General features: G+C 69.2%; 20 protein-coding genes and 1 pseudogene. 11 read left to right on the top strand and 10 right to left on the bottom strand.

What is annotated here, in order from left to right; all coding sequences use genetic code 11:
• The first annotated feature begins 22 nt into the window (after positions 1 to 22).
• Complete coding sequence (locus tag ACRSBM_RS36215) at positions 23 to 154, top strand: hypothetical protein (RefSeq protein ID WP_434450756.1); 132 nt, start codon at positions 23 to 25, stop codon at positions 152 to 154.
• Here the strand turns inward: ACRSBM_RS36215 and ACRSBM_RS36220 are convergent.
• Positions 151 to 1503, bottom strand: a complete 1353-nt coding sequence (locus tag ACRSBM_RS36220; RefSeq protein WP_434450758.1) for a PLP-dependent aminotransferase family protein — start codon at positions 1501 to 1503, stop codon at positions 151 to 153. The two genes, ACRSBM_RS36215 and ACRSBM_RS36220, sit on opposite strands and share 4 nt — an antisense overlap.
• 47 nt (positions 1504 to 1550) lie before the next feature.
• Between ACRSBM_RS36220 and ACRSBM_RS36225 the strand changes: the two genes are divergently transcribed.
• Positions 1551 to 2453, top strand: a complete 903-nt coding sequence (locus ACRSBM_RS36225; RefSeq protein ID WP_434450760.1) for a DMT family transporter — start codon at positions 1551 to 1553, stop codon at positions 2451 to 2453.
• A 202-nt stretch (positions 2454 to 2655) separates the two neighbouring features.
• Here the strand turns inward: ACRSBM_RS36225 and ACRSBM_RS36230 are convergent, their stop codons facing one another.
• Complete coding sequence (locus ACRSBM_RS36230) at positions 2656 to 3210, bottom strand: hypothetical protein (protein WP_434450762.1); 555 nt, start codon at positions 3208 to 3210, stop codon at positions 2656 to 2658.
• 56 nt (positions 3211 to 3266) lie between these two features.
• Positions 3267 to 5240: a thioredoxin domain-containing protein gene (locus ACRSBM_RS36235; RefSeq protein ID WP_434450763.1), complete on the bottom strand. Its 1974-nt coding sequence runs from the start codon at positions 5238 to 5240 to the stop codon at positions 3267 to 3269.
• A 55-nt stretch (positions 5241 to 5295) separates the two neighbouring features.
• On the opposite strand from ACRSBM_RS36235, the gene ACRSBM_RS36240 reads away from it, so the two are divergent.
• From ACRSBM_RS36240 to ACRSBM_RS36250, 3 genes are read left to right on the top strand one after another with little or no spacing between them, the layout of a single operon-like run.
• Positions 5296 to 6648 carry a 3' terminal RNA ribose 2'-O-methyltransferase Hen1 gene (locus ACRSBM_RS36240; protein ID WP_434450765.1) on the top strand — a complete coding sequence of 451 codons (1353 nt, stop codon included), beginning with the start codon at positions 5296 to 5298 and terminating at the stop codon, positions 6646 to 6648.
• Positions 6648 to 9116 (top strand): polynucleotide kinase-phosphatase, encoded by a 2469-nt coding sequence (locus ACRSBM_RS36245; RefSeq protein ID WP_434450766.1) that lies wholly within the window; start codon positions 6648 to 6650, stop codon positions 9114 to 9116. Before ACRSBM_RS36240 ends, ACRSBM_RS36245 begins: the two co-directional genes overlap by 1 nt.
• The gene (locus ACRSBM_RS36250) at positions 9113 to 9727 is read left to right on the top strand and encodes a nucleotidyltransferase domain-containing protein (RefSeq protein ID WP_434450768.1); all 615 of its coding nucleotides are present in this window, start codon (positions 9113 to 9115) and stop codon (positions 9725 to 9727) included. The genes ACRSBM_RS36245 and ACRSBM_RS36250 overlap by 4 nt, the downstream gene beginning before the upstream one ends.
• Positions 9728 to 9983: 256 nt before the next feature.
• Here the strand turns inward: ACRSBM_RS36250 and ACRSBM_RS36255 are convergent, their stop codons facing one another.
• Positions 9984 to 10190, bottom strand: coding sequence for a hypothetical protein (locus ACRSBM_RS36255; RefSeq protein ID WP_434450770.1), 207 nt, complete (start codon positions 10188 to 10190; stop codon positions 9984 to 9986).
• Between the two features lie 167 nt (positions 10191 to 10357).
• On the opposite strand from ACRSBM_RS36255, the pseudogene ACRSBM_RS36260 reads away from it, so the two are divergent.
• Together ACRSBM_RS36260 and ACRSBM_RS36265 are read left to right on the top strand one after the other, a co-directional pair.
• Positions 10358 to 10618 (top strand): annotated as a pseudogene (locus ACRSBM_RS36260) (DNA polymerase beta superfamily protein); the annotation flags it as partial.
• A gap of 35 nt (positions 10619 to 10653) precedes the next feature.
• A complete protein-coding gene (locus tag ACRSBM_RS36265; RefSeq protein WP_434453551.1) occupies positions 10654 to 10806 on the top strand; it encodes a hypothetical protein in 153 nt (50 codons plus the stop codon).
• Here the strand turns inward: ACRSBM_RS36265 and ACRSBM_RS36270 are convergent.
• A complete protein-coding gene (locus ACRSBM_RS36270; RefSeq protein ID WP_434450772.1) occupies positions 10803 to 11078 on the bottom strand; it encodes a hypothetical protein in 276 nt (91 codons plus the stop codon). The two genes, ACRSBM_RS36265 and ACRSBM_RS36270, sit on opposite strands and share 4 nt — an antisense overlap.
• A gap of 2 nt (positions 11079 to 11080) precedes the next feature.
• Positions 11081 to 11950 (bottom strand): mycothiol conjugate amidase Mca, encoded by an 870-nt coding sequence (mca, locus tag ACRSBM_RS36275; protein ID WP_434450773.1) that lies wholly within the window; start codon positions 11948 to 11950, stop codon positions 11081 to 11083.
• 96 nt (positions 11951 to 12046) lie between these two features.
• On the opposite strand from mca, the gene ACRSBM_RS36280 reads away from it, so the two are divergent.
• Both ACRSBM_RS36280 and greA read left to right on the top strand, forming a co-directional pair.
• On the top strand, positions 12047 to 12469 hold the full coding sequence (locus tag ACRSBM_RS36280) for a DUF4307 domain-containing protein (RefSeq protein ID WP_434450775.1): 423 nt from the start codon (positions 12047 to 12049) through the stop codon (positions 12467 to 12469).
• Between the two features lie 187 nt (positions 12470 to 12656).
• Complete coding sequence (gene greA, locus ACRSBM_RS36285; protein WP_176959919.1) at positions 12657 to 13151, top strand: transcription elongation factor GreA; 495 nt, start codon at positions 12657 to 12659, stop codon at positions 13149 to 13151.
• A 41-nt stretch (positions 13152 to 13192) separates the two neighbouring features.
• On the opposite strand, the gene ACRSBM_RS36290 is transcribed toward greA, so the two are convergent.
• Positions 13193 to 13711, bottom strand: coding sequence for an Lrp/AsnC family transcriptional regulator (locus tag ACRSBM_RS36290; protein WP_434450778.1), 519 nt, complete (start codon positions 13709 to 13711; stop codon positions 13193 to 13195).
• A gap of 74 nt (positions 13712 to 13785) precedes the next feature.
• On the opposite strand from ACRSBM_RS36290, the gene hppD reads away from it, so the two are divergent.
• Entirely contained in the window at positions 13786 to 14967 is a 1182-nt protein-coding gene (hppD, locus tag ACRSBM_RS36295) for a 4-hydroxyphenylpyruvate dioxygenase (protein WP_434450780.1), read from the top strand.
• Between the two features lie 55 nt (positions 14968 to 15022).
• Positions 15023 to 15268 (top strand): hypothetical protein, encoded by a 246-nt coding sequence (locus tag ACRSBM_RS36300; protein WP_434450782.1) that lies wholly within the window; start codon positions 15023 to 15025, stop codon positions 15266 to 15268.
• Between the two features lie 206 nt (positions 15269 to 15474).
• On the opposite strand, the gene ACRSBM_RS36305 is transcribed toward ACRSBM_RS36300, so the two are convergent.
• Genes ACRSBM_RS36305 through ACRSBM_RS36315 form a run of 3 tightly spaced genes read right to left on the bottom strand, consistent with a single transcriptional unit; the run spans position 15475 to position 18187 of the window.
• The gene (locus ACRSBM_RS36305; protein ID WP_434450784.1) at positions 15475 to 16620 is read right to left on the bottom strand and encodes a cystathionine gamma-synthase; all 1146 of its coding nucleotides are present in this window, start codon (positions 16618 to 16620) and stop codon (positions 15475 to 15477) included.
• Complete coding sequence (locus ACRSBM_RS36310; protein WP_434450785.1) at positions 16617 to 17123, bottom strand: hypothetical protein; 507 nt, start codon at positions 17121 to 17123, stop codon at positions 16617 to 16619. Before ACRSBM_RS36310 ends, ACRSBM_RS36305 begins: the two co-directional genes overlap by 4 nt.
• Positions 17120 to 18187, bottom strand: a complete 1068-nt coding sequence (locus ACRSBM_RS36315) for an RDD family protein (protein ID WP_434450787.1) — start codon at positions 18185 to 18187, stop codon at positions 17120 to 17122. The genes ACRSBM_RS36310 and ACRSBM_RS36315 overlap by 4 nt, the downstream gene beginning before the upstream one ends.
• Positions 18188 to 18258: the final 71 nt, after the last annotated feature.

Genomic DNA, 18258 nt, shown 5'->3' on the forward strand with positions numbered 1-18258 from the left:
CTACCTGGGGGTTTACCGCACCATGCGTGTTCTCATCGCTGCCGCCCTGCTTTTCGGCGCTGTCGCCGTCACGACGCTGGCCGGCCCCGCCGCCAGCGACCGCGAGCACATCCTCGGTGCCGACACGAGCGCCAAGCGCGAGCACATCCTCTAAGCGACGGCGACGTCCGCGATCTCCCTGACCGCTTCCCGCAGGCGGTCGGGGGTGAGCGACGCGTATCCGATCACGAGACCGGGCCACATGGGCGTGCGCGTGTACTGCGCCAACGCCCAGACGTGCACGTCACGGTCCGCAAGCCTGCTCTTCAACGCGAGGTCGTCCGTCCCGTCGGGCATGCGCAGCACGACGTGCAGCCCGGCCGCGACGCCGATCGGCTGCCATGCTGGCAGGTGTTCCGCGACGGCCTCCAACAACGCGTCACGCCGCTTCCGGTAGAGCGCGCGCGTACGTCGCAGATGCCGGTCATAACCGCCCGTCCGCAGCAGGTGCGCGAACGCGGCCTGAGGGATCGTGCCGGTGCCCATGTCGTTGTACTGCTTGCGTTTCACGATGCCTTCGCGCAGACGTTCCGGCACCACGAGCCATCCGAGGCGCAACGCGGGCGCCAGCACCTTGCTGGTCGTCCCCTGGTACACCACGTGTTCGGGCGCGAGTGCCTGCAACGCTCCCAAGGCCGGCCGGTCGTACCGGTGCTCGGCGTCGTAGTCGTCCTCGATGATCAGCCCGTCCCGCTCGCGCGCCCAGTCGACGAGCGCACGCCGCCGTTCCGGGTGCAGCACCACGCCGAGCGGGAACTGGTGCGCCGCGGTGACCAGTACGCCTTTGCAGTCCGTTTTGGACAGTAGATCGACCCGGATTCCCTTGTCGTCCACGGGAATCGGCACGGTCTCGAGACCGTGCGACCGCAGCATGTCCTCGCCTCCGAAGTGGCTGGGTTCCTCGATCGCGATGCTGCCGCGCAAGACCCGTGCGGCGAGCTGCAGACCGTCCGCCGCGCCGTTGGTGATCACCGCGTCCTTCGCGACCACCGCCCGCACGCGGGCCAGGTAGTCGACGATCTCCTTGCGCAGCCCCACGAACCCGGCCGGATCGGGGTAGGCGAGGTCGTCGTCGGGCAGCTCGGCGAGCGCCGCCCGGTGCGCCGCGACCCACTCGGCACGGGGGAACGCGCCCAGCGCCGGCAGTCCGGGACGCAGGTTGTACCGCCACCGTTGCGGCGGCTCCGGCACTCCGGACGCGCCGGCCGGTCCGAGGCTCGCGACCGTCGTCCCCGACCCGCGCCGCGTGGTGAGGTAGCCCTCCGCCACGAGCTGCGTGTACGCCGACGTCACCGTCCCGCGCGCCACGCCGAGCTGGTCGGCCAGGTCACGGCTCGACGGCAGCCGCGTCCCCGGCGGGAGCCGCCCGTCCCGGATCGCCCGGCGCAGCTCGACCTCCACTCCGCGACGACGCTGGTGCCCCGGCAGCAGCAGCTCGCGAAAAGTGGTCCAGTTCGCAACCATGGAAGTGGAGCTTAAACCTGGACCAGTCAGGCGCAAGGCTCTGAGGCATGAAAATCGGGGTGGCCGCGGGAGCGACAGCGGCAATGATCGTCGGCGCGTCTGTGCCGATCACCGGAATGCTGGAGGGCTATCCGGTCCTGACCGGCCAGGCCATGCGCTACGCCCTCGGCGCCGTCGTGTTGCTGCTGGTCGCGCGCCGTCTGCCGATGCCGTCGTGGCGCGACGTCCCACCGCTGCTGGGTGTGGTCGTCTCGGGCATGCTCGGCTTCAACGCGCTGCTCATCGCGGCCCAGCAGTACGCCGAACCGGGCTTCGTCGCGGCCGTGATGGGCGGCGCCCCGATCGCGTTGGCGCTGCTTTCGCGGAAACGGACCGGATCCGCCGTTGTCGGCGCCGTGGTGGTGGCGGCAGGCATCGTGCTGTTGTCCGGTGGTGGCTCGTGGCACGGGCCAGGTCTTGTGCTGGCGTTGCTCACGATGGTCTGCGAGGTCTGCTTCACCCTGTTCGCCGTGGGCGTCGTACGCCGCCTCGGCGTGCTGGGTGTGGCGACCTGGACCTGCATCTTCGCGGCGGTGATCGGCGCAGTGCTCGGCACGTTCGTCGGCGGCTGGCAGGTGCCGGACACCCGTCAGACCTTCGCGCTGGCACTGCTGGCCGTGGTGGTGACCGCGCTGGCTTTCGGGCTCTGGTACTTCGCCGTGAACCGGCTGGGCTCCGACCGCGCGGGGGTGCTGATCGGCTTGATGCCGGTGGCGGGTCTGGCGACCTCGGTGCTGTTGGGCGTGCAGGAGCTCACGCTCGTGTCTGTCGTCGGCGTCACCACGGTCGCACTCGGGTGCGTTATCGGACTCCGGAGGGGGACGCACCACACACACGGCGCGGGCCGGGTACCCCCAAAATCAACAATAGCGAACGGGTCTGACACTCCGGCGGGAGTTCTTGCGCCATAACGGGTGTTCGCGCCCGACGTGCAGCGGCTCTGCCGTGGCCGTGTGCGAGGGCTGAGCCGCATGGCCCCAACGATCTCCCGCCGTGAACCGCCCAGCAGGGTCGGGGCAGTGCACGTCCGCCGCCACACCCATCGGATAACGGGCTCGGGAGGCCGTACCGCCTCCCGAGCCCGTGACCGTCGCGGACGAGACCGACCCGGAACTAGGCCAGGTCAGGGCCCTGCGAGCGGAGGTCGTCGACGCGCGACATGGCGTCGCGCAGTTCGCCCAACCACGTGTCCGCGTGCTCGCCGACCAGGCGGACCGCCCACGCCAGGGCGTCCGCGCGGGAGCGGGCCACGCCGGCGGCCACCAGCGTGTCGAGCACCTGGCGTTCTGGCTGGCGCAGGCGCGTCATGACCGGCACGGCCAGGTGCGTGAAGAGTTCGCGGGTGTCACCGAGCGAGGCTCCCCAGGCCACCTTGCGGCCGTAGCGGTGCTCGGCCTGGCGGGCGATCTCGATGCGGTCGTCCCGCGTTTCCTCACGCCAGCGGGAGATGCGGCCCGACTCGGCCGCGGCGCGTGAGGCGTCGTCGAACTCGCCTTCCAGTGCCGGCAGGGTGCCGACGATGGTGATCTCCTCGCGGTCCACGATCACCTCGGGCGCGCCGGTGAACCAGCCGTCGGGCAGCCTGCCCGCGAACCATGCCGCCGCGTCGTCGGCCGAGGGCAGGTCAGCCTGTTGCCAGCCGCCTCGTCCTCTCCATCCACGTCCCATTTCAACCACCCCTGATTACATGATTACGTCGTAACCGACGTTACGCGTGTAACCAGCTAGAGAGTGTTCGCCGTCAGCGAAGTGACCAGGGCATCCGCCGACACGACGGGCCTGTCGCACACATAGCCACGGCAGACGTAGGCCGCGGGGCCTTCGTCGACCAACGGGCGGTCTTCCAGCAACGGCACGGATGCGGGTTCTCCTGCCACGACGACGCCGCCTCCGGGAACATGAGCGACCGCCGCCGCCCACAGCGCTGCACGGCGCGAGTCGTCCGGACCGACGACGGCCACCTGCAGCGGGCCGGCTACCAGTGCTTCCGCGACGGTCAGCCAGTGTCCGGCGAAGCGGGGCGCGCGGGCGGCCAGCAACCCGGCGCGGGTCACCGCTGCGGACGCAGCATCGAAGTAGCGCGAAGAACGATCGGCGCCGGACAGCAAGGACGCCGTCAGCAGGGCCGAGGCCAGCGAGGACGCACCCGACGGAGACGCGTTGTCGGTCGAGTCGGCGGGACGGCGCACCAGAGCTTCGGCGTCGTCGGCCGTGTCGTAGTAGGCGCCCGGAGAGTCCGGCACGGCGAAACGAGAGAGGGCGGTGTCCAACAGGCCGCACGCCAGGTCGAGCCACCGGATCGAACCCGTGACCTGGTGCAAGGCCAGCAGTCCGTCCGCGAAGCAGCCGTAGTCCTCCAGCACGCCGAACGACGGCCCGGCCACCCCGTCGCGTGAGGTCCGCAGCAGCCTGCCCTCGACCAGGTGCACCGACGCGAGCAACGAGGCAGCCTCCGAGGCAGCCGAGATCCACGACGGCTCGCCGAAGAAGGCGCCCGCCTCGGCCAGTGCGGCGATCGTCATGCCGTTCCAGGACGCGATCACCTTGTCGTCCCGGCCGGGCTGCGGCCGCGCGGCACGCACCGCCAGCAGCGAAGCACGCACGTCCTCCCCCGGCTCCGACACGAACCGCAAGGTCGACTTACCGTCCTCGAAGTTCGGTTCGGAGGTCACGCCGAAAGCGGCGGCCGCGTCCCCCAACTCCTCGAAGGACCACACATAGGTGAGGCCTTCGACGCCCTCGGTGTCCGCGTCCAACGACGCCGCGAAGCCACCTTCGGCCGTGCGCAGATCCCTCAGCAGGAACGCGGCCGTGTCCCGCGCGACCCGTTCGTGGCGCTCGGAACCGGTCACCCGCGTCAGGTGCGTGTAGAAGCGAAGCAGCAAAGCGTTGTCGTACAACATCTTCTCGAAGTGCGGCACCTCCCACGACGCGTCGACGCTGTAGCGCGCGAACCCTCCGCCGAGCTGGTCGTACATGCCGCCGTTCGCCATCGCGTCGGCGGTCGCGGTCGCCATCGAGATCGCCTCGACCGAGCCGGTACGTTCGTGGTGGCGCAGCAGAAACTCCACCACCATCGACGGCGGGAACTTCGGCGCGCCACCGAACCCTCCGTTGCGCCGGTCGAACTCGCCGAGCAACGACACCACCGCACCGGCCAGCACATCCGAGTCCACAGTGGACTGCGGCAGCGGCGCGGCGTGCCGGGAGATCTCCTGCACCACGACCGAGGCCGACTTCAGCACGTCCTCCGGCCGCTCGGTCCACGCCGCCGACACGGCCTCGATCACCTGCCGGAACGACGGCATGCCCGGCCGGGGCGACGGCGGGTAGTAGGTGCCGGCGTGGAACGGCCGCGCGTCCGGCGTCAGGAACACCGTCATCGGCCACCCGCCGTGGCCGGTCATGGCCTGCGTGACCTCCATGTACACGGCGTCGACGTCCGGACGTTCCTCGCGATCCACCTTCACCGAGACGAAGTTCGCGTTCAGGAACGACGCGACCTCAGCGTCCTCGAAAGACTCGTGCGCCATCACGTGACACCAGTGGCAAGCCGCGTAGCCGACCGACAGCAGCACCGGCACGTTCCGCCGTCGCGCCTCGTCAAACGCCTCGGAGCCCCAGGGCCACCAGTCGACCGGGTTCTGAGCGTGCTGCAGCAGGTACGGACTGGTGGCGCCGGTGAGCCGATTGGTCATGCCGACCACACTAAATCAGCAGCGCAGAGGCCGAATCTCGATCAGACTCGACCTCGTGTTGCTCACCATGACCACGACGCACCAGCCGGCGACCGATCTCGGCCATCTGCTGCACAAGCATCCTGACCGGGCTCAGTCCTTCACGACGAGCTCGGGGGTCGCGCACGTCTTCTACCCGAAGGCGACGAACGAGGAATGCACGGTCGCCCTCCTGCTGGAGGTCGACCCCATCGCGCTCGTGCGAGGTCCCGGCAGCACGCTCACCCAATACGTCAACGACAGGCCGTACGCGGCCGGGTCGCTGCTCACGGTCGCGCTCGGCAGCGTGTTCCGCACCGCCATGAACGGCCGCAGCGAGAGCTACCCCGAGCTCGCCGCGACGCCGATTCCGCTGGTCATCCGCATCCCTTCGCTGCCACACCGGCTCGCCGCGCAGCTGTTCACGCCGCTCGGCTGGGACGTCGAGATCACCGGGCACGGCGACTCGCGCTTCGGCGACGTGACGCTGACCGGCACCGTCAGGCTCAGCGACGCGTTGAAGCACCTCTACGTGCTGTTGCCCGTGCTCGACGGCGGCAAGCACTACTGGGTCGCCGCGGACGAGGTCGACAAGCTGCTCAAGGCCGGTGACGGCTGGCTCTCCACGCACCCGGACAAGGACCTGATCACCACCCGGTACCTGGCGCGCAAGCGACCGCTGATCACCTCCGTGCTGGAACGGCTCGCCGAGGTCGACGAGGTTGAGCCCGAGGAGCTCGACAACGCGCTGACCGAACCGAAGATCTCCCTTGCCGGACAACGCAAGGAAGCCGTGATCAAGGAGCTCAAGCAGGCACGGGCCAAGCGCGTGCTCGACCTCGGCTGCGGTGGCGGCGCGCTGCTGCGGCAGCTCGTCGCCGAGCCCGAGTTCACCGAGATCCACGGTGTCGACGTGTCCGCGAAGGCGTTGCAGGAGGCCGCGCGCAAGCTGCACCTGGACCGTCTGGACGACCGCCGGCGCGAGCGGATCACGTTGCGGCAGTCGGCTTTGACCTACGCGGACTCCGAACTGGCCGGTTACGACGCCGCGGTGCTGATGGAGGTCGTCGAGCACATCGACCCGTCACGCCTGCCGGCGCTGGAGCACTCGGTCTTCACCGTGGCACGACCCGCGACCGTGCTGGTGACCACGCCGAACGTCGAGTACAACCCGCTGTTCGAAACCTTGCCGGAGGGCCAGCTGCGGCACTCCGACCACCGTTTCGAGTGGACGCGGGCGGAGTTCGGGGCCTGGGCGGACGGCGTCGCCGAACGCCGTGGCTACACCGTGCGCTACGTGCCGATCGGGCCGGAGGACGCCGAACGCGGCGCGCCGACCCAGATGGCCGTGTTCACCGCTACTGATCTTTCCGGGGTGGGCGAGAACTGATGGAACTGAAGATTCCCGACCTGTGCCTGGTGGTGCTGATCGGCGCCTCCGGATCCGGCAAGTCCACCTTCGCGCGCAAGCACTTCCTGCCCACGCAGGTGTTGTCGAGCGACTACTTCCGCGGGCTCGTGGCCGACGACGAGAACGACCAGTCGGCGTCCGCGGCCGCGTTCGACGTGCTGCACTACGTGGCGTCCAAGCGGTTGGAGGCCGGCCGCGTCACAGTCATCGACGCGACCAACGTGCAGGCGCCCGACCGCGCCAAGCTGGTCGAGGTCGCGAAGAAGGCGAACGTGCTTCCGGTCGCGATCGTGCTCGACACGCCGACCGAGGTGTGTCTCAGGCGCAACGCCGAGCGACCGGACCGCGACTTCGGCGCGCACGTCGTGAAGCGGCACCGTGCCGCGTTGCGGCGGTCGTTGAAGTTCCTCGGCAAGGAGGGCTTCAAGCGCGTCCACGTGCTGCGCTCCGAGTCCGATGTGGACAATTCGACGATCGTGTACGAACGGCTGCTCAACGACCTCAGGCACGAGACCGGGCCGTTCGACGTCTTCGGTGACGTGCACGGCTGCCGCGCGGAGCTGGAGGAGCTGCTCACCGAGCTGGGCTACGCGATTCGCCGGGACGACGAAGGCCGTGCGGTCGACGCGGTCCCGCCGGGGAACCGCAAGGCCGTCTTCGTCGGCGATCTCGTGGACCGCGGGCCGGACACCCCTGGTGTGTTGCGGCTCGTGATGGGCATGGTCGCCCACGGCCACGCCTTCAGCGTGCGCGGAAACCACGAGGAGAAGCTCGTGCGGGCGATGCGCGGGCACAAGGTGACGGTCCGGTACGGGCTGGAGAAGTCGCTGGAGCAGCTCGCGCACGAGTCCGAGGAGTTCCGCCTGGCCGCCATGAAGTTCTGCGACGGCCTGGTCGCGCATTACGTGCTGGACGGCGGAAAACTCGTCGTCGCGCACGCCGGTCTGCCCGAGCGCTACCACGGACGTGCGTCCGCGAGGGTGCGCAGTTTCGCCCTGTACGGCGACACGACCGGCGAGACCGACGCGTACGGGATGCCGGTGCGCCTGCCGTGGGCGAACGACTACCGCGGCTCGGCGATGGTGCTGTACGGGCACGTCCTGACGCCCGAGGCCGAGTGGATCAACAACACCATGTGCCTGGAGACCGGCGTGGTGTTCGGCGGAAAGCTGACGGCGTTGCGCTACCCGGAGAAGGAGCTTGTCTCCGTGAAGGCGCACCAGGTCTGGTACGAGAGCGACTCGCCGTTCCCGCCCAGGGCCGCCGAGCGCGCGCCGGACGTGCTGGCGCTGACCGACGTCACCGGCCTGCGCCGGATCGACACGTCGGTGATGGGTGCCGTGACGATCCGCGCGGAGCAGTCCGCTTCAGCGTTGGAGGTCATGAGCCGGTTCGCGATCGACCCGCACGACCTGCTGTACCTGCCGCCGACGATGGCGCCGACGGCGACGTCCGCGCGCGACGACGTGCTGGAGCACCCGGAGGACGCCTTCGCGGAGTACCGGGCGGCCGGGGTCCCGCAGGTGATCTGCGAGGAGAAGCACATGGGTTCCCGCGCGGTGCTGCTGGTGCGGAAGGCCGGTGGCGCGATCTACACGCGCACCGGCCGCGCGTTCTTCGACGGCGCGCTGGGCGAGGAGCTGCTGGACCGCGTGCGGGACGCGGCGAAGCCGTTGTTCGACGAGCTCGCCACGGACTGGCTGCTCCTCGACGCCGAGCTGATGCCGTGGAACGCCAAGGCCTCCGGGCTGATCCGCGAGCAGTACGCGGCGGTCGGCGCGGCGGCGAACGGTGCCCTGCCGGTCGCCGTGCGGGCGCTGGAGGAGGCGGCGGCTCGCGGTGTGGACGTGGCGGACCTGCTGGCCCGCACGTCCCAGCGCGCCGCGAACGCCGAGGCCTACAGCGCGGCGTACGAGCGGTACTGCTGGCCCACCACCGGGCTGGAGGGCGTGCGGATCGCACCGTTCCAGCTGCTCGCGGCGGAGGGACGGACGTTCCACGACCGTTCGCACCTGTGGCACCTGGAGACGCTGGCGAAGCTGGACGGACCGTTGTTCCAGCGGACCCGGCACCTCGTGGTCGACGTCGACGACCCGGAGCAGGTCGCGGCCGGGGTGAAGTGGTGGGAGGAACTGACCGCGGACGGCGGCGAGGGCATGGTCGTGAAGCCGCTGGCGAACCTCAGCGGGCGCGTGCAGCCGGGTGTGAAGGTGCGCGGGCGTGAGTACCTGCGGATCATCTACGGCCCGGACTACACCTCGCCGTCGAACCTCTCCCGGTTGCGTAAGCGTTCACTCGGACGCAAGCGCGGACTCGCCCTGCGCGAGTACGCCCTGGGCATCGAGGCGCTGGAACGCCTCGTGCGCGGCGAGCCGTTGTGGCGCGTGCACGAATGCGTTTTCGGTGTGCTGGCTCTCGAATCGGAACCGGTGGACCCACGGCTGTGATCCTCGAAGCGATCATCGGCTCGCACGCCTACGGGCTCGCGACCGAGAAGTCTGATGTGGACAGACGCGGGGTGTTCGTCGCGCCCACGGAGTCGTTCTGGCGCCTGGAGAAGCCACCGACGAGCATCGAGGGCCCGGAGCCGGAACGGCTCAGCTGGGAGGTCGAGCACTTCTGCAGGCTGGGCCTGAAGTCGAACCCGACGGTGCTCGAGACGCTGGTGAGCCCGCTGGTCGAGATCAGCACGCCGATGGGAGAGGAGCTGCGGGACCTGCTGCCCGCGTTCCTCTCCCGCTACGCCGTGCGGGCGTTCGCGCGCGCTACGGAGATGCAGCTGTCGCGCGCGGGCCGGAATCTCAAGCCCAAGCAGCTCATGCAGGTGGTGCGGCTGCGGTTGGTGGGCCTGAATTTGGTGCGCACCGGCCGTTATGAGATCGCGGCGGACCGGTCGTTGCTCGCGATCCGTGACGGATCGATGTCTTGGGACGACGCGGTGGCGTGGGCACATCGGCTGGGTCGCGAGATCGCCGGCACGGACGGGCCGCTGCCTGAGGAACCGGATCGGGCGCGGGTGGAGGACTGGTTGGTGTCGGTGCGCAGGAGGATGTTGTGAGCTATGACGTTCCGGACCTGAGTGCGGTCGTGGCGGAGCGGTCGCACGATCTGCTGTGACGATCGGGGCCGGATCGCGACCGGCGGGCGCGCCGGGACGGGGCCCCGCCCACCCAGGGGGACTAACCACCCCTCGATGGGTACTGACTCTAGCGGTGGTTCGGGCTTGTCAAGGCCGAGACGAGGCAATCTGTGGACAACTCGGCGCCGAGATCCGGCTTGTCCACAGATCGTTCGGCGGCCCCCGTTGCCTCACGTCAAGATGCCCGCGTGGGCGGAGTCGTTGCCTCGTGGGGTGTGCCCGTGACGGACAGGCCTCGGTAGGGCTTGACCGGGAAGTATTTCCGGGTGACTTCGGTGGCGAGGGCGTCGGTGAGGGCGTGGATCTCGCGGCGGGTCGCTGCGGGGTTGAGTGTGAGGTAGTGGCGGGCGAGCTGACCAGTCACCGCCTTGCGCTCACCCATGCTCAACCCCATCGCTCACCATGCGCCCACATGGCTTCGCGGGCATCTCTTCATGAGGGAACGAAGCGACTACGCGGGCATTTTCAATGAGTCAACGCGGGCCCCTTGACAGCCCGTCCGACCAGGTAAAATGGGTACACAGCTGGATCGGTGGCTAGTCCCCCTGGGTGGGTGGGGACCTCGCTGCCCGCGGCGACTCGATCTTGCGGCCAGGGGGTCTGGCCTCACGCCACGGGCACCACTATCGGGGGTTCGCCGTCACCCAGTGGCGGCTGTTCGAGAAGACCGGCGAGATCAAGCCGCTGCTCTACACGTTCCGCGCGTTGCTGACCGGCGTGCACCTGATGCGCACCGGTGAGGTGAACGCGCACCTGCCGACATTGCTGGAGAAGCTCGACGGGCCGGACTACCTGCCGGGGCTGATCGAGGCCAAGGTCCTGGCGAGCACCGGGGGCTGGCGGGCGTGCCGGGGCGGCCGGCCCCGGAGAGGCTGGAGGCGGACGTCGCGCACTGGCACGAGGAGCTGCGGCAGGCGCGGGAGACCAGGGAACTGCCGATGGAGACGGCCGCCTTCGACGAGGTCCACGACTTCGTGGTGGACCTCAGGCCGCGCTAGTCCTTCTTCTTCTCAGACGAAGGCTCGGCCGGGGTCTCCTTCGAGGCCTCGGCCGGCTCGTCGAACGACGCCGGCAAGCCCTTGATGTGCTTGTTCATCGACTTGACGAGGAAGAACACGGCGATGAAGAAGACGATCAGCAGGACGAGGCCGACCGGGGAGGACTTGCCGAAGTCCTCGCCCTGGCCGCCCTTGTCGTTCTCGTTCGTGTTCGACGGCTGCACGGCGACGAGTGCCACCGTGCTGCCGAGGGAGAAGCCTGGGGAGAGCACCCCTAGACCTTAACTCCGGCGAACAGGTCGTTCTCCGGCAGCGTCGAGTCCACCTGCGACCGGACGAGCTCGTACTCCTCGGTCGGCCAGATCTCGCGCTGCAGGTCCTGTGGGATGGCGAACCAGCGGCTGGTCGGGTCGATCTGCGTGGCGTGGGCCTTGAGGGCCTCGTCACGTACTTCGAAGTAGTCGGCGCACTCGACCTGCGTGGTGACGCGGTCCATCACGTCGGGGCGGTTCGCGTCCCAGTTCGCGAGCCACTCGACGTACGGCGACTCCAGGCCGCGGGCCTCCATCGCCTCGTGGAACGCCATCAGCTTCGCGCGTGAGAAGCCGTGCGAGTAGTACACCTTCTGCGTCTCCCACGCCTTGCCCAGTTCAGGCTGGTACGCGGGGTCGGCGGCGGCGTCGAGGGCGGCCATCGAGATTTCGTGCGTGCGGATGTGGTCGGGGTGCGGGTAGCCGCCGTTCTCGTCGTAGGTCACCACGACGTGCGGGCGGAAGTCCCTGATCGCCTCGACCAGCGACGGCACCGACTCCTCCAGCGGCACCAGGGCGAAGCAGCCCTCGGGCAGCGGCGGCATCGGGTCGCCCTCGGGCAGCCCGGAGTCCTTGAAACCCAGCCAGCGGTGCTGGATGCCGAGGATCTTGGCGGCGTTGGCCATTTCCTCGCGGCGGACCTCGATGATGTTCTCGAGCACTTCCGGCTTGTCCATCGCCGGGTTGAGAATGCTGCCCGCACCACCGTCGGTACAGGTCACGACCATCACGTCGTGCCCTTCCGCGATGTAGCGGGCCATCGTGGCCGCGCCCTTGCTCGACTCGTCGTCGGGATGTGCGTGCACTGCCATAAGGCGCAGCTTGTCGGCCATGACCCCCGTGGTCCTCCTGTGTGAACGGTCCTGCGACACTCATCAACTGAACGTCGGGCACCATTGTTCCCCAGAGGCAGAGGAGGGCGCGGGAAAGTGGCACAGCGCGCGCTCCCGGAGGGGCGCTACAGCAAACAGGGCCGCAAGCCGCTGTCGAAGTGGGCTCGCTGGGCGTTACTCGCTGTAGCCGTCGCGGTGGGTGCCCTGATCGCCTTCGTCGGTTACCGAAATCTCGGCACAAAACCGATCGAGGCCGAGCAGACCGCGTTCACCATCCTCGGCGACGACCGGGTCGAGGTCAGTTTCGAGGTTTCCCGAGATCAACCGGAGCGTCCGGCCGTCTGCATCATTCGGGCCCGCTCCAAGGACGGGGACGAAGCGGGTAGACGCGAAGTTCTTGTTCCGCCGGGAAATTCCGTCGTCGTCGAGACAACAGTTCTCCGCGCCTCGAAGCCGCCGGTCACCGGCGAGGTGTTCGGGTGCTCCTACCAGGTTCCCGCCTACTTGTCCACGAGCTAGCGGCCAAGCGGGTGATCTGCGGTTTAAACGGCGAGTTGGGGAACAAATCGCCGTCGCTGAACGTTGTCTCCGTGTTACTATTGCAGCTCAAGCACGGCCCCGGCGCGGGCCGTGTTTTTCCGTTCCGGGCCCACGGCCCGGGAACTATCTGGTGCACACGCGTGCACCAGAGCAAGACGAGGAGTTGGTGACCGTGAGCGACACCCAGGTGACCTGGCTGACCCAGGAGGCCTACGACCGGCTCAAGGCTGAGCTGGACGAACTTATCGCGTACCGCCCGGTCATGGCTGCCGAGATCAACGCCCGCCGCGAGGAGGGCGACCTTCGCGAGAACGGCGGCTACCACGCGGCACGCGAGGAGCAGGGCAAGCAGGAGGCGCGCATCCGCCAGCTGCACGAGTTGCTCCAGGCCGCGAAGGTCGGGGAGGCCCCCACCACCAAGGGTGTCGCAGCGCCGGGCACGGTGCTCACGATCCGTTACGAAGGCGACGACGAGACCGAGACCTTCCTGCTCGCGACCCGCGAAGAGGGGGCGCACGGCGAGATGGAGGTCTACTCTCCCGTGTCGCCGCTCGGCAAGGCACTCAACGGCGCGAAGGACGGCGAGACCGTCGAGTACGAGCTGCCCAACGGCAAGCTCCAGAAGGTCACGCTGATCTCAGCTGTTCCTTACCAGGCGTAGGACAGGGCTTTACCCACGTTCTTGAATGAGCACAGGGGCGGTCACCTCGGTGGCCGCCCCTTCGCTTTCTTCACGCGTTCGAGGAGGGGCCGCACGCGCGGCGGTACCGGCGTCGAGAGCGCTATGGACGTCGACAGACGGCGGACGTGCGGCACGTCCACGACGTGGTCGACCACGCGCTGCAGGTCCGCGTTCGACCTCGCGACCATCCTCACGAAGAGGTCGCCCTGTCCCGTCGTCGCGTGCACCTCGCACACCTCGGGGATCGCGGCCAGCCCCTCACACACCTCGGCCCGGCGTCCCTGCGCGATCTCCACGACCGCGAACGCCGTCAGCCCGTAGCCCATCGCGCCGAGGTCGAGTGCCGGCGGGAACCCCGTGAGGACGCCGCGCTCGACCAGCCTGTCCAGCCTGGCCTGCACGGTTCCGCGCGCGACCCCCAGCCGGCGGGAGCATTCGAGGACGCCGAGGCGCGGCTCGTCCGTCAGGAGCAGCAGGAGCCGGGCGTCCAGTTCGTCGACGGGCTGGTCAGAGTGCTCACTCTGTTGATCCGAAGGCACAGATCACTATACAAACTGCCCAGCAAAATCGATGACTGTTGCTCACCCTGTTGGGTCGAATCATGCTGAGTGGCATGACGCAGCAGCTTGACGACGTGAGCTACGACCAGCTCCGGCAGCTCGTGGGGTTGGTCGACTACGACGCGACCAAGGACCCCTTTCCCGTGCGCGCCATGGACGCCGTGGTGTTCGTCGCGGGCAACGCCACGCAGACGGCGTGGCTCTACCAGGTGGCGTTCGGCATGGAGCTCGTGGCCTACGCGGGCCCAGAGACCGGCCAGCGCAGCCACAAGTCGTTCGTGCTGAAGTCGGGCTCGGCCCGCTTCGTGATCAACGGCGGCGTCACCCCCGGCTCCGAGCTCCTCGACCACCACCGCCGCCACGGCGACGGCGTCGTGGACCTGGCGCTCGAGGTCGGCGACGTCGACCAGTGCATCGAGCACGCCCGCAAGCAGGGCGCGACCGTGCTGGAAGAGCCGCACGACGTGTCCGACGAGCACGGCACGGTGCGTCTCGCGGCCATCGCGACCTACGGCGAGACCCGCCACACGCTGGTGGACCGCTCCAAGTACACCGGCCCCTACCTGCCCGGTTACGTCGCCAGGTCCTCGACGGTCAAGCGCCCGGAAGGTGCCCCGAAGCGCCTGTTCCAGGCCGTCGACCACTGCGTCGGCAACGTCGAGCTCGGCAAGATGGACTACTGGGTCGAGTGGTACAACCGCGTCATGGGCTTCGTGAACATGGCGGAGTTCATCGGCGACGACATCGCCACGGACTACTCGGCGCTTATGTCGAAGGTCGTCTCGAACGGCAACCACCGGGTCAAGTTCCCGCTCAACGAGCCGGCGATCGCGAAGAAGAAGTCGCAGATCGACGAGTACCTGGAGTTCTACGAGGGCGCAGGCGTCCAGCACATCGCGCTGGCCACCAACGACATCATCCGCACGGTCACCGCGATGCGCGACGCGGGCGTCGAGTTCCTGGAGACCCCGGACTCCTACTATGACGACCCGGAGCTGCGCGCCCGCATCGGCGAGGTCCGCGTGCCGATCGAGGTGCTCAAGGAACACCGCATCCTGGTCGACCGGGACGAGGACGGCTACCTGCTGCAGATCTTCACCAAGCCGATCGGCGACCGCCCGACCGTCTTCTACGAACTGATCGAGCGCCACGGCTCGCTGGGCTTCGGCAAGGGCAACTTCAAGGCCCTGTTCGAGGCGATCGAACGGGAGCAGGAGCGACGCGGCAACCTCTGATGGCGTTCCCCCGGTAAGGTGGCTTTACGGGGGATACACATCGTGGGGAGGTGGCATGGCACTCGTACGACGCGTGGCCGCGGTTGTCCCGCTGGTCGGAGCCGTGACCACGGCTGCGGCACTGACCGGCGCGGCGTTCTTGACCGTGGCTCAGGCGGGCTGCGACGAGGCCGGCCGCTTCGTCCGCACCGGCGAGTCGATCCAGTTCGTCGGCGGCTGCGTGCACGGCGCCGACCTTCCACCGGCGCCCACGGCAGAAGTCGACAACGTGGACAGGTTCAGCGGCTCGAAGAAGCCGTAACGGACGACGAAAAGGCTCTTCCGCGCAGACGCGCGGGAGAGCCTTTTCGTATGCGGGGAGGCCCAAGCCGGACGGGGGCGATGCGCAGGCAAGGTGACCGCCCGCTCGGCAGGCGACCACCCCGCTGGAACGCGACCAGCGCACACAAACCGACCCGCACAGTAAAAGGGCCCCCGGAGCGGGGGCCCTTCACGTAACGCAGAAGCTCAGCCCAGGGCCGCCGTCAGATCAGCCACCAGGTCGTCACCGGACTCGATGCCCACCGAGACCCGCACCAGGTCCGCCGGAACCTCCAGCATCGACCCAGCCGTAGAGGCGTGCGTCATCCGGCCAGGATGCTCGATCAACGACTCGACGCCGCCGAGCGACTCGGCCAGCGTGAACAGCTTGGTCCGCGCGCAGACCTCCAGCGCCGCCTCCTCGCCGCCGTCGACGAGGAACGACACCATGCCGCCGAACCGGCGCATCTGCTTGGCCGCGACCACGTGGCCGGGGTGCGACTCCAGGCCGGGGTAGATCACCTTCTTCACCCGCGGGTGCCGGGTCAGGGCCTCCGCGACGAGCTCGGCGTTGTCGGAGTGCTTCTCCATGCGCAGCTCGAGGGTCTTGATGCCGCGCAGGGTCAGGTACGCGTCGAACGGGCCGGGGACCGCGCCCGCGCCGTTCTGCAGGAACCCGAACGCCGCGTCGATCTCCTCGTCCGAGGTGATCAGGGCGCCGCCCACGACGTCGGAGTGGCCGCCGACGTACTTGGTCGTCGAGTGCAGCACGACGTCCGCGCCGAGCTCCAGCGGAGTCTGCAGCGCCGGCGAGGCGAAGGTGTTGTCCACGACGAGCTTCGCGCCGGCGTCGTGCGCGACCGAGGCGATCGCGGCGATGTCGCCGATGTTCAGCAACGGGTTGGTCGGCGTCTCGATCCAGATCAGCTTCGTCTCCGGGCGCACCGCCGCCCGGATCGCGTCGACGTCGGAGACCGGGGCCGGGGAGTGGGTGACGCCCCACTTCGAGAAGACCTTGTCGATCAGGCGGAACGTGCCGCCGTAGGCGTCGTTCGGGATGACGATGTGGTCGCCGGGCTTGAGGAACGTGCGCAGAGCCGCGTCGGTCGCACCCATGCCGGAGGAGAACGCACGGCCGTACCGGCCGCGTTCGAGCGACGCGAGGCACGTCTCCAGCGCCCGGCGGGTCGGGTTGCCGGTCCGCGAGTACTCGAAGCCCTCCCGCAGGCCGCCGACGCCGTCCTGGGCGTACGTCGACGTCGCGTAGATGGGCACGTTCACCGCACCCGTGGTCGGGTCCGGGTCCTGACCGGCGTGGATCGCCCTGGTGGCGAAGCCGTATGGGGTGCTCATGTCCGAAGGGTACTCACCCATCTGGCGGTCGACGGCAGGAGTCCGAACAGTGAACCGGCCAGCGCGAGCAGGATTGCGAGCATCGCGACGTCCTGCACCCTGGCCGCGTGGAACACCACGATGGGCAGGATGAAGGCGCTGACCTCGACCAGCGTCACCACGAGCTGGACCAGCAGGAGCGCGGCGCCCGCCGGGATCAGGAACCGGCCGGCGCCCACCCGCAGGCACAGCAACGCGCCGCCCGCGAGCAGCAACACGATCGCGAGGCCCTGCAGCGCGATCGCGAGCTGGAACTCGAAGATCGAGATGGCGACCGAGGCGATCCGGCCCATGTCGACCAGTCGCCAGATCAGACCGGTCAGCAACGCCAGACCGGCCACGACGGCCAGCAGGCCGCCCACGACGCCCGTCCCGCCACTGGCGGGACGTGCGGACGCCGGATACGGGCCAGCCCCCGGCCACTGAGGAGTGACCGGGGGCTGGAACGGCTGCTGGGGGTTCACCAACCCTGCTGCTGGCCGCCGTAGCCCTGCTGCGGCTGCTGGCCGTAGCCACCGGGCTGCTGCTGCGGGTAACCGCCGGTGCCGGGCTGCTGCGGGTAGCCACCCGTGCCGCCGTAGGCCGCCGCGGTCTCCGGGGCGTTGATCACGATGGACTTCATGATCTTGTCGGCCCAGGTCTGCTTCTTCGGCTCCCACAGCGGGGCGAAGAAGCCCGCGTAGCACGGCAGGGCGTCGACGACGTGGCACAGCTGGCGCACGAACGTCGTACCGCCGCCGAGCGGCTGCATGGTCTGCTCGCCGACCAGCTTGATCTTCGCGACCTTCTTGCCGATCGACTGGCCGGTCTGGCCCTGCTTGATCACCGTGTTCCAGATGATGAAGCCGATGTTCGCGAGCCAGATCGGGATCGCGAGCAGCGCGAGGCCGGGCGCGTCAGCGCCGACCGCGATGCCGACGACCACGTAGTACAGGATCATCGTGACGACGGTCGGGGCCGCGATGTCGATCAGGTAGCCGACGAAGCGCGAGCCCCACTCGGCGTAGCCGGTCGGGGGCGGCGGGGCCATGCCGTAGCCGGCGGGGCTGGCGCCGTACCCGGGCTGCCCGTACGGCTGCTGCGGCTGGCCGTACGGGCTCGACTGCGGAGCGCCGTAAGGCTGTTGCTGCTGCTGACCGTACGCACCGGCGGCCGGCTGGCCGTACGGGTTGGACTGCGGAGCGCCGTAGGGCTGCTGCTGCGGCGCGCCGTAGGCCGGCGGCTGCTGCGGGGCGCCGTACGGGGGCGGCTGCTGGGCGGGGAACCCGCCGGAGCCGGGTCCCTGCGCCGGGAAGCCGCCCGAACCGGGGGCTGCCGCCGGCGGCACCTGTCCGGGGCTGACGACCTGGGTGGCGTCCGCGTTCTGCTGCGGTGCGGCAGGAGCCTGACCAGGCGAGACGACCTGCGTCGCGTCCGGGTTGTGGCTCGCCGTCGCCGGCTGCCCACCCCCCGGGACGATCTGCGTCGCGTCCGCGTTGGGCTCCTGCGGCTGACCGCCGAACTGGTGTGGCGGCTGCGGAGCGTTCATCCGGTTTCCAACCCCCTTGGCTGGGCCGTGTACGAGTAAGACTGGTGATCTGGGGCGTCACGCTATCGGAC

This window comes from Lentzea xerophila (assembly GCF_051094245.1).
GTDB classification, from domain to species: Bacteria; Actinomycetota; Actinomycetes; order Mycobacteriales; family Pseudonocardiaceae; genus Lentzea; species Lentzea xerophila.

Excerpts from the sequence above, each read along its gene's own strand:
- ACRSBM_RS36215 (WP_434450756.1), top strand. The coding sequence starts at position 23 with ATGCGTGTTCTCATCGCTGCCGCCCTGCTTTTCGGCGCTGTCGCCGTC.
- ACRSBM_RS36245 (WP_434450766.1), top strand. The coding sequence starts at position 6,648 with ATGGAACTGAAGATTCCCGACCTGTGCCTGGTGGTGCTGATCGGCGCC.
- ACRSBM_RS36225 (WP_434450760.1), top strand. The coding sequence starts at position 1,551 with ATGAAAATCGGGGTGGCCGCGGGAGCGACAGCGGCAATGATCGTCGGC.
- ACRSBM_RS36315 (WP_434450787.1), bottom strand. The coding sequence starts at position 18,187 with ATGAACGCTCCGCAGCCGCCACACCAGTTCGGCGGTCAGCCGCAGGAG.
- mca (WP_434450773.1), bottom strand. The coding sequence starts at position 11,950 with ATGGCCGACAAGCTGCGCCTTATGGCAGTGCACGCACATCCCGACGAC.
- ACRSBM_RS36220 (WP_434450758.1), bottom strand. The coding sequence starts at position 1,503 with ATGGTTGCGAACTGGACCACTTTTCGCGAGCTGCTGCTGCCGGGGCAC.
- ACRSBM_RS36305 (WP_434450784.1), bottom strand. The coding sequence starts at position 16,620 with ATGAGCACCCCATACGGCTTCGCCACCAGGGCGATCCACGCCGGTCAG.
- ACRSBM_RS36255 (WP_434450770.1), bottom strand. The coding sequence starts at position 10,190 with ATGGGTGAGCGCAAGGCGGTGACTGGTCAGCTCGCCCGCCACTACCTC.
- ACRSBM_RS36235 (WP_434450763.1), bottom strand. The coding sequence starts at position 5,240 with ATGACCAATCGGCTCACCGGCGCCACCAGTCCGTACCTGCTGCAGCAC.
- ACRSBM_RS36230 (WP_434450762.1), bottom strand. The coding sequence starts at position 3,210 with ATGGGACGTGGATGGAGAGGACGAGGCGGCTGGCAACAGGCTGACCTG.
- hppD (WP_434450780.1), top strand. The coding sequence starts at position 13,786 with ATGACGCAGCAGCTTGACGACGTGAGCTACGACCAGCTCCGGCAGCTC.
- ACRSBM_RS36300 (WP_434450782.1), top strand. The coding sequence starts at position 15,023 with ATGGCACTCGTACGACGCGTGGCCGCGGTTGTCCCGCTGGTCGGAGCC.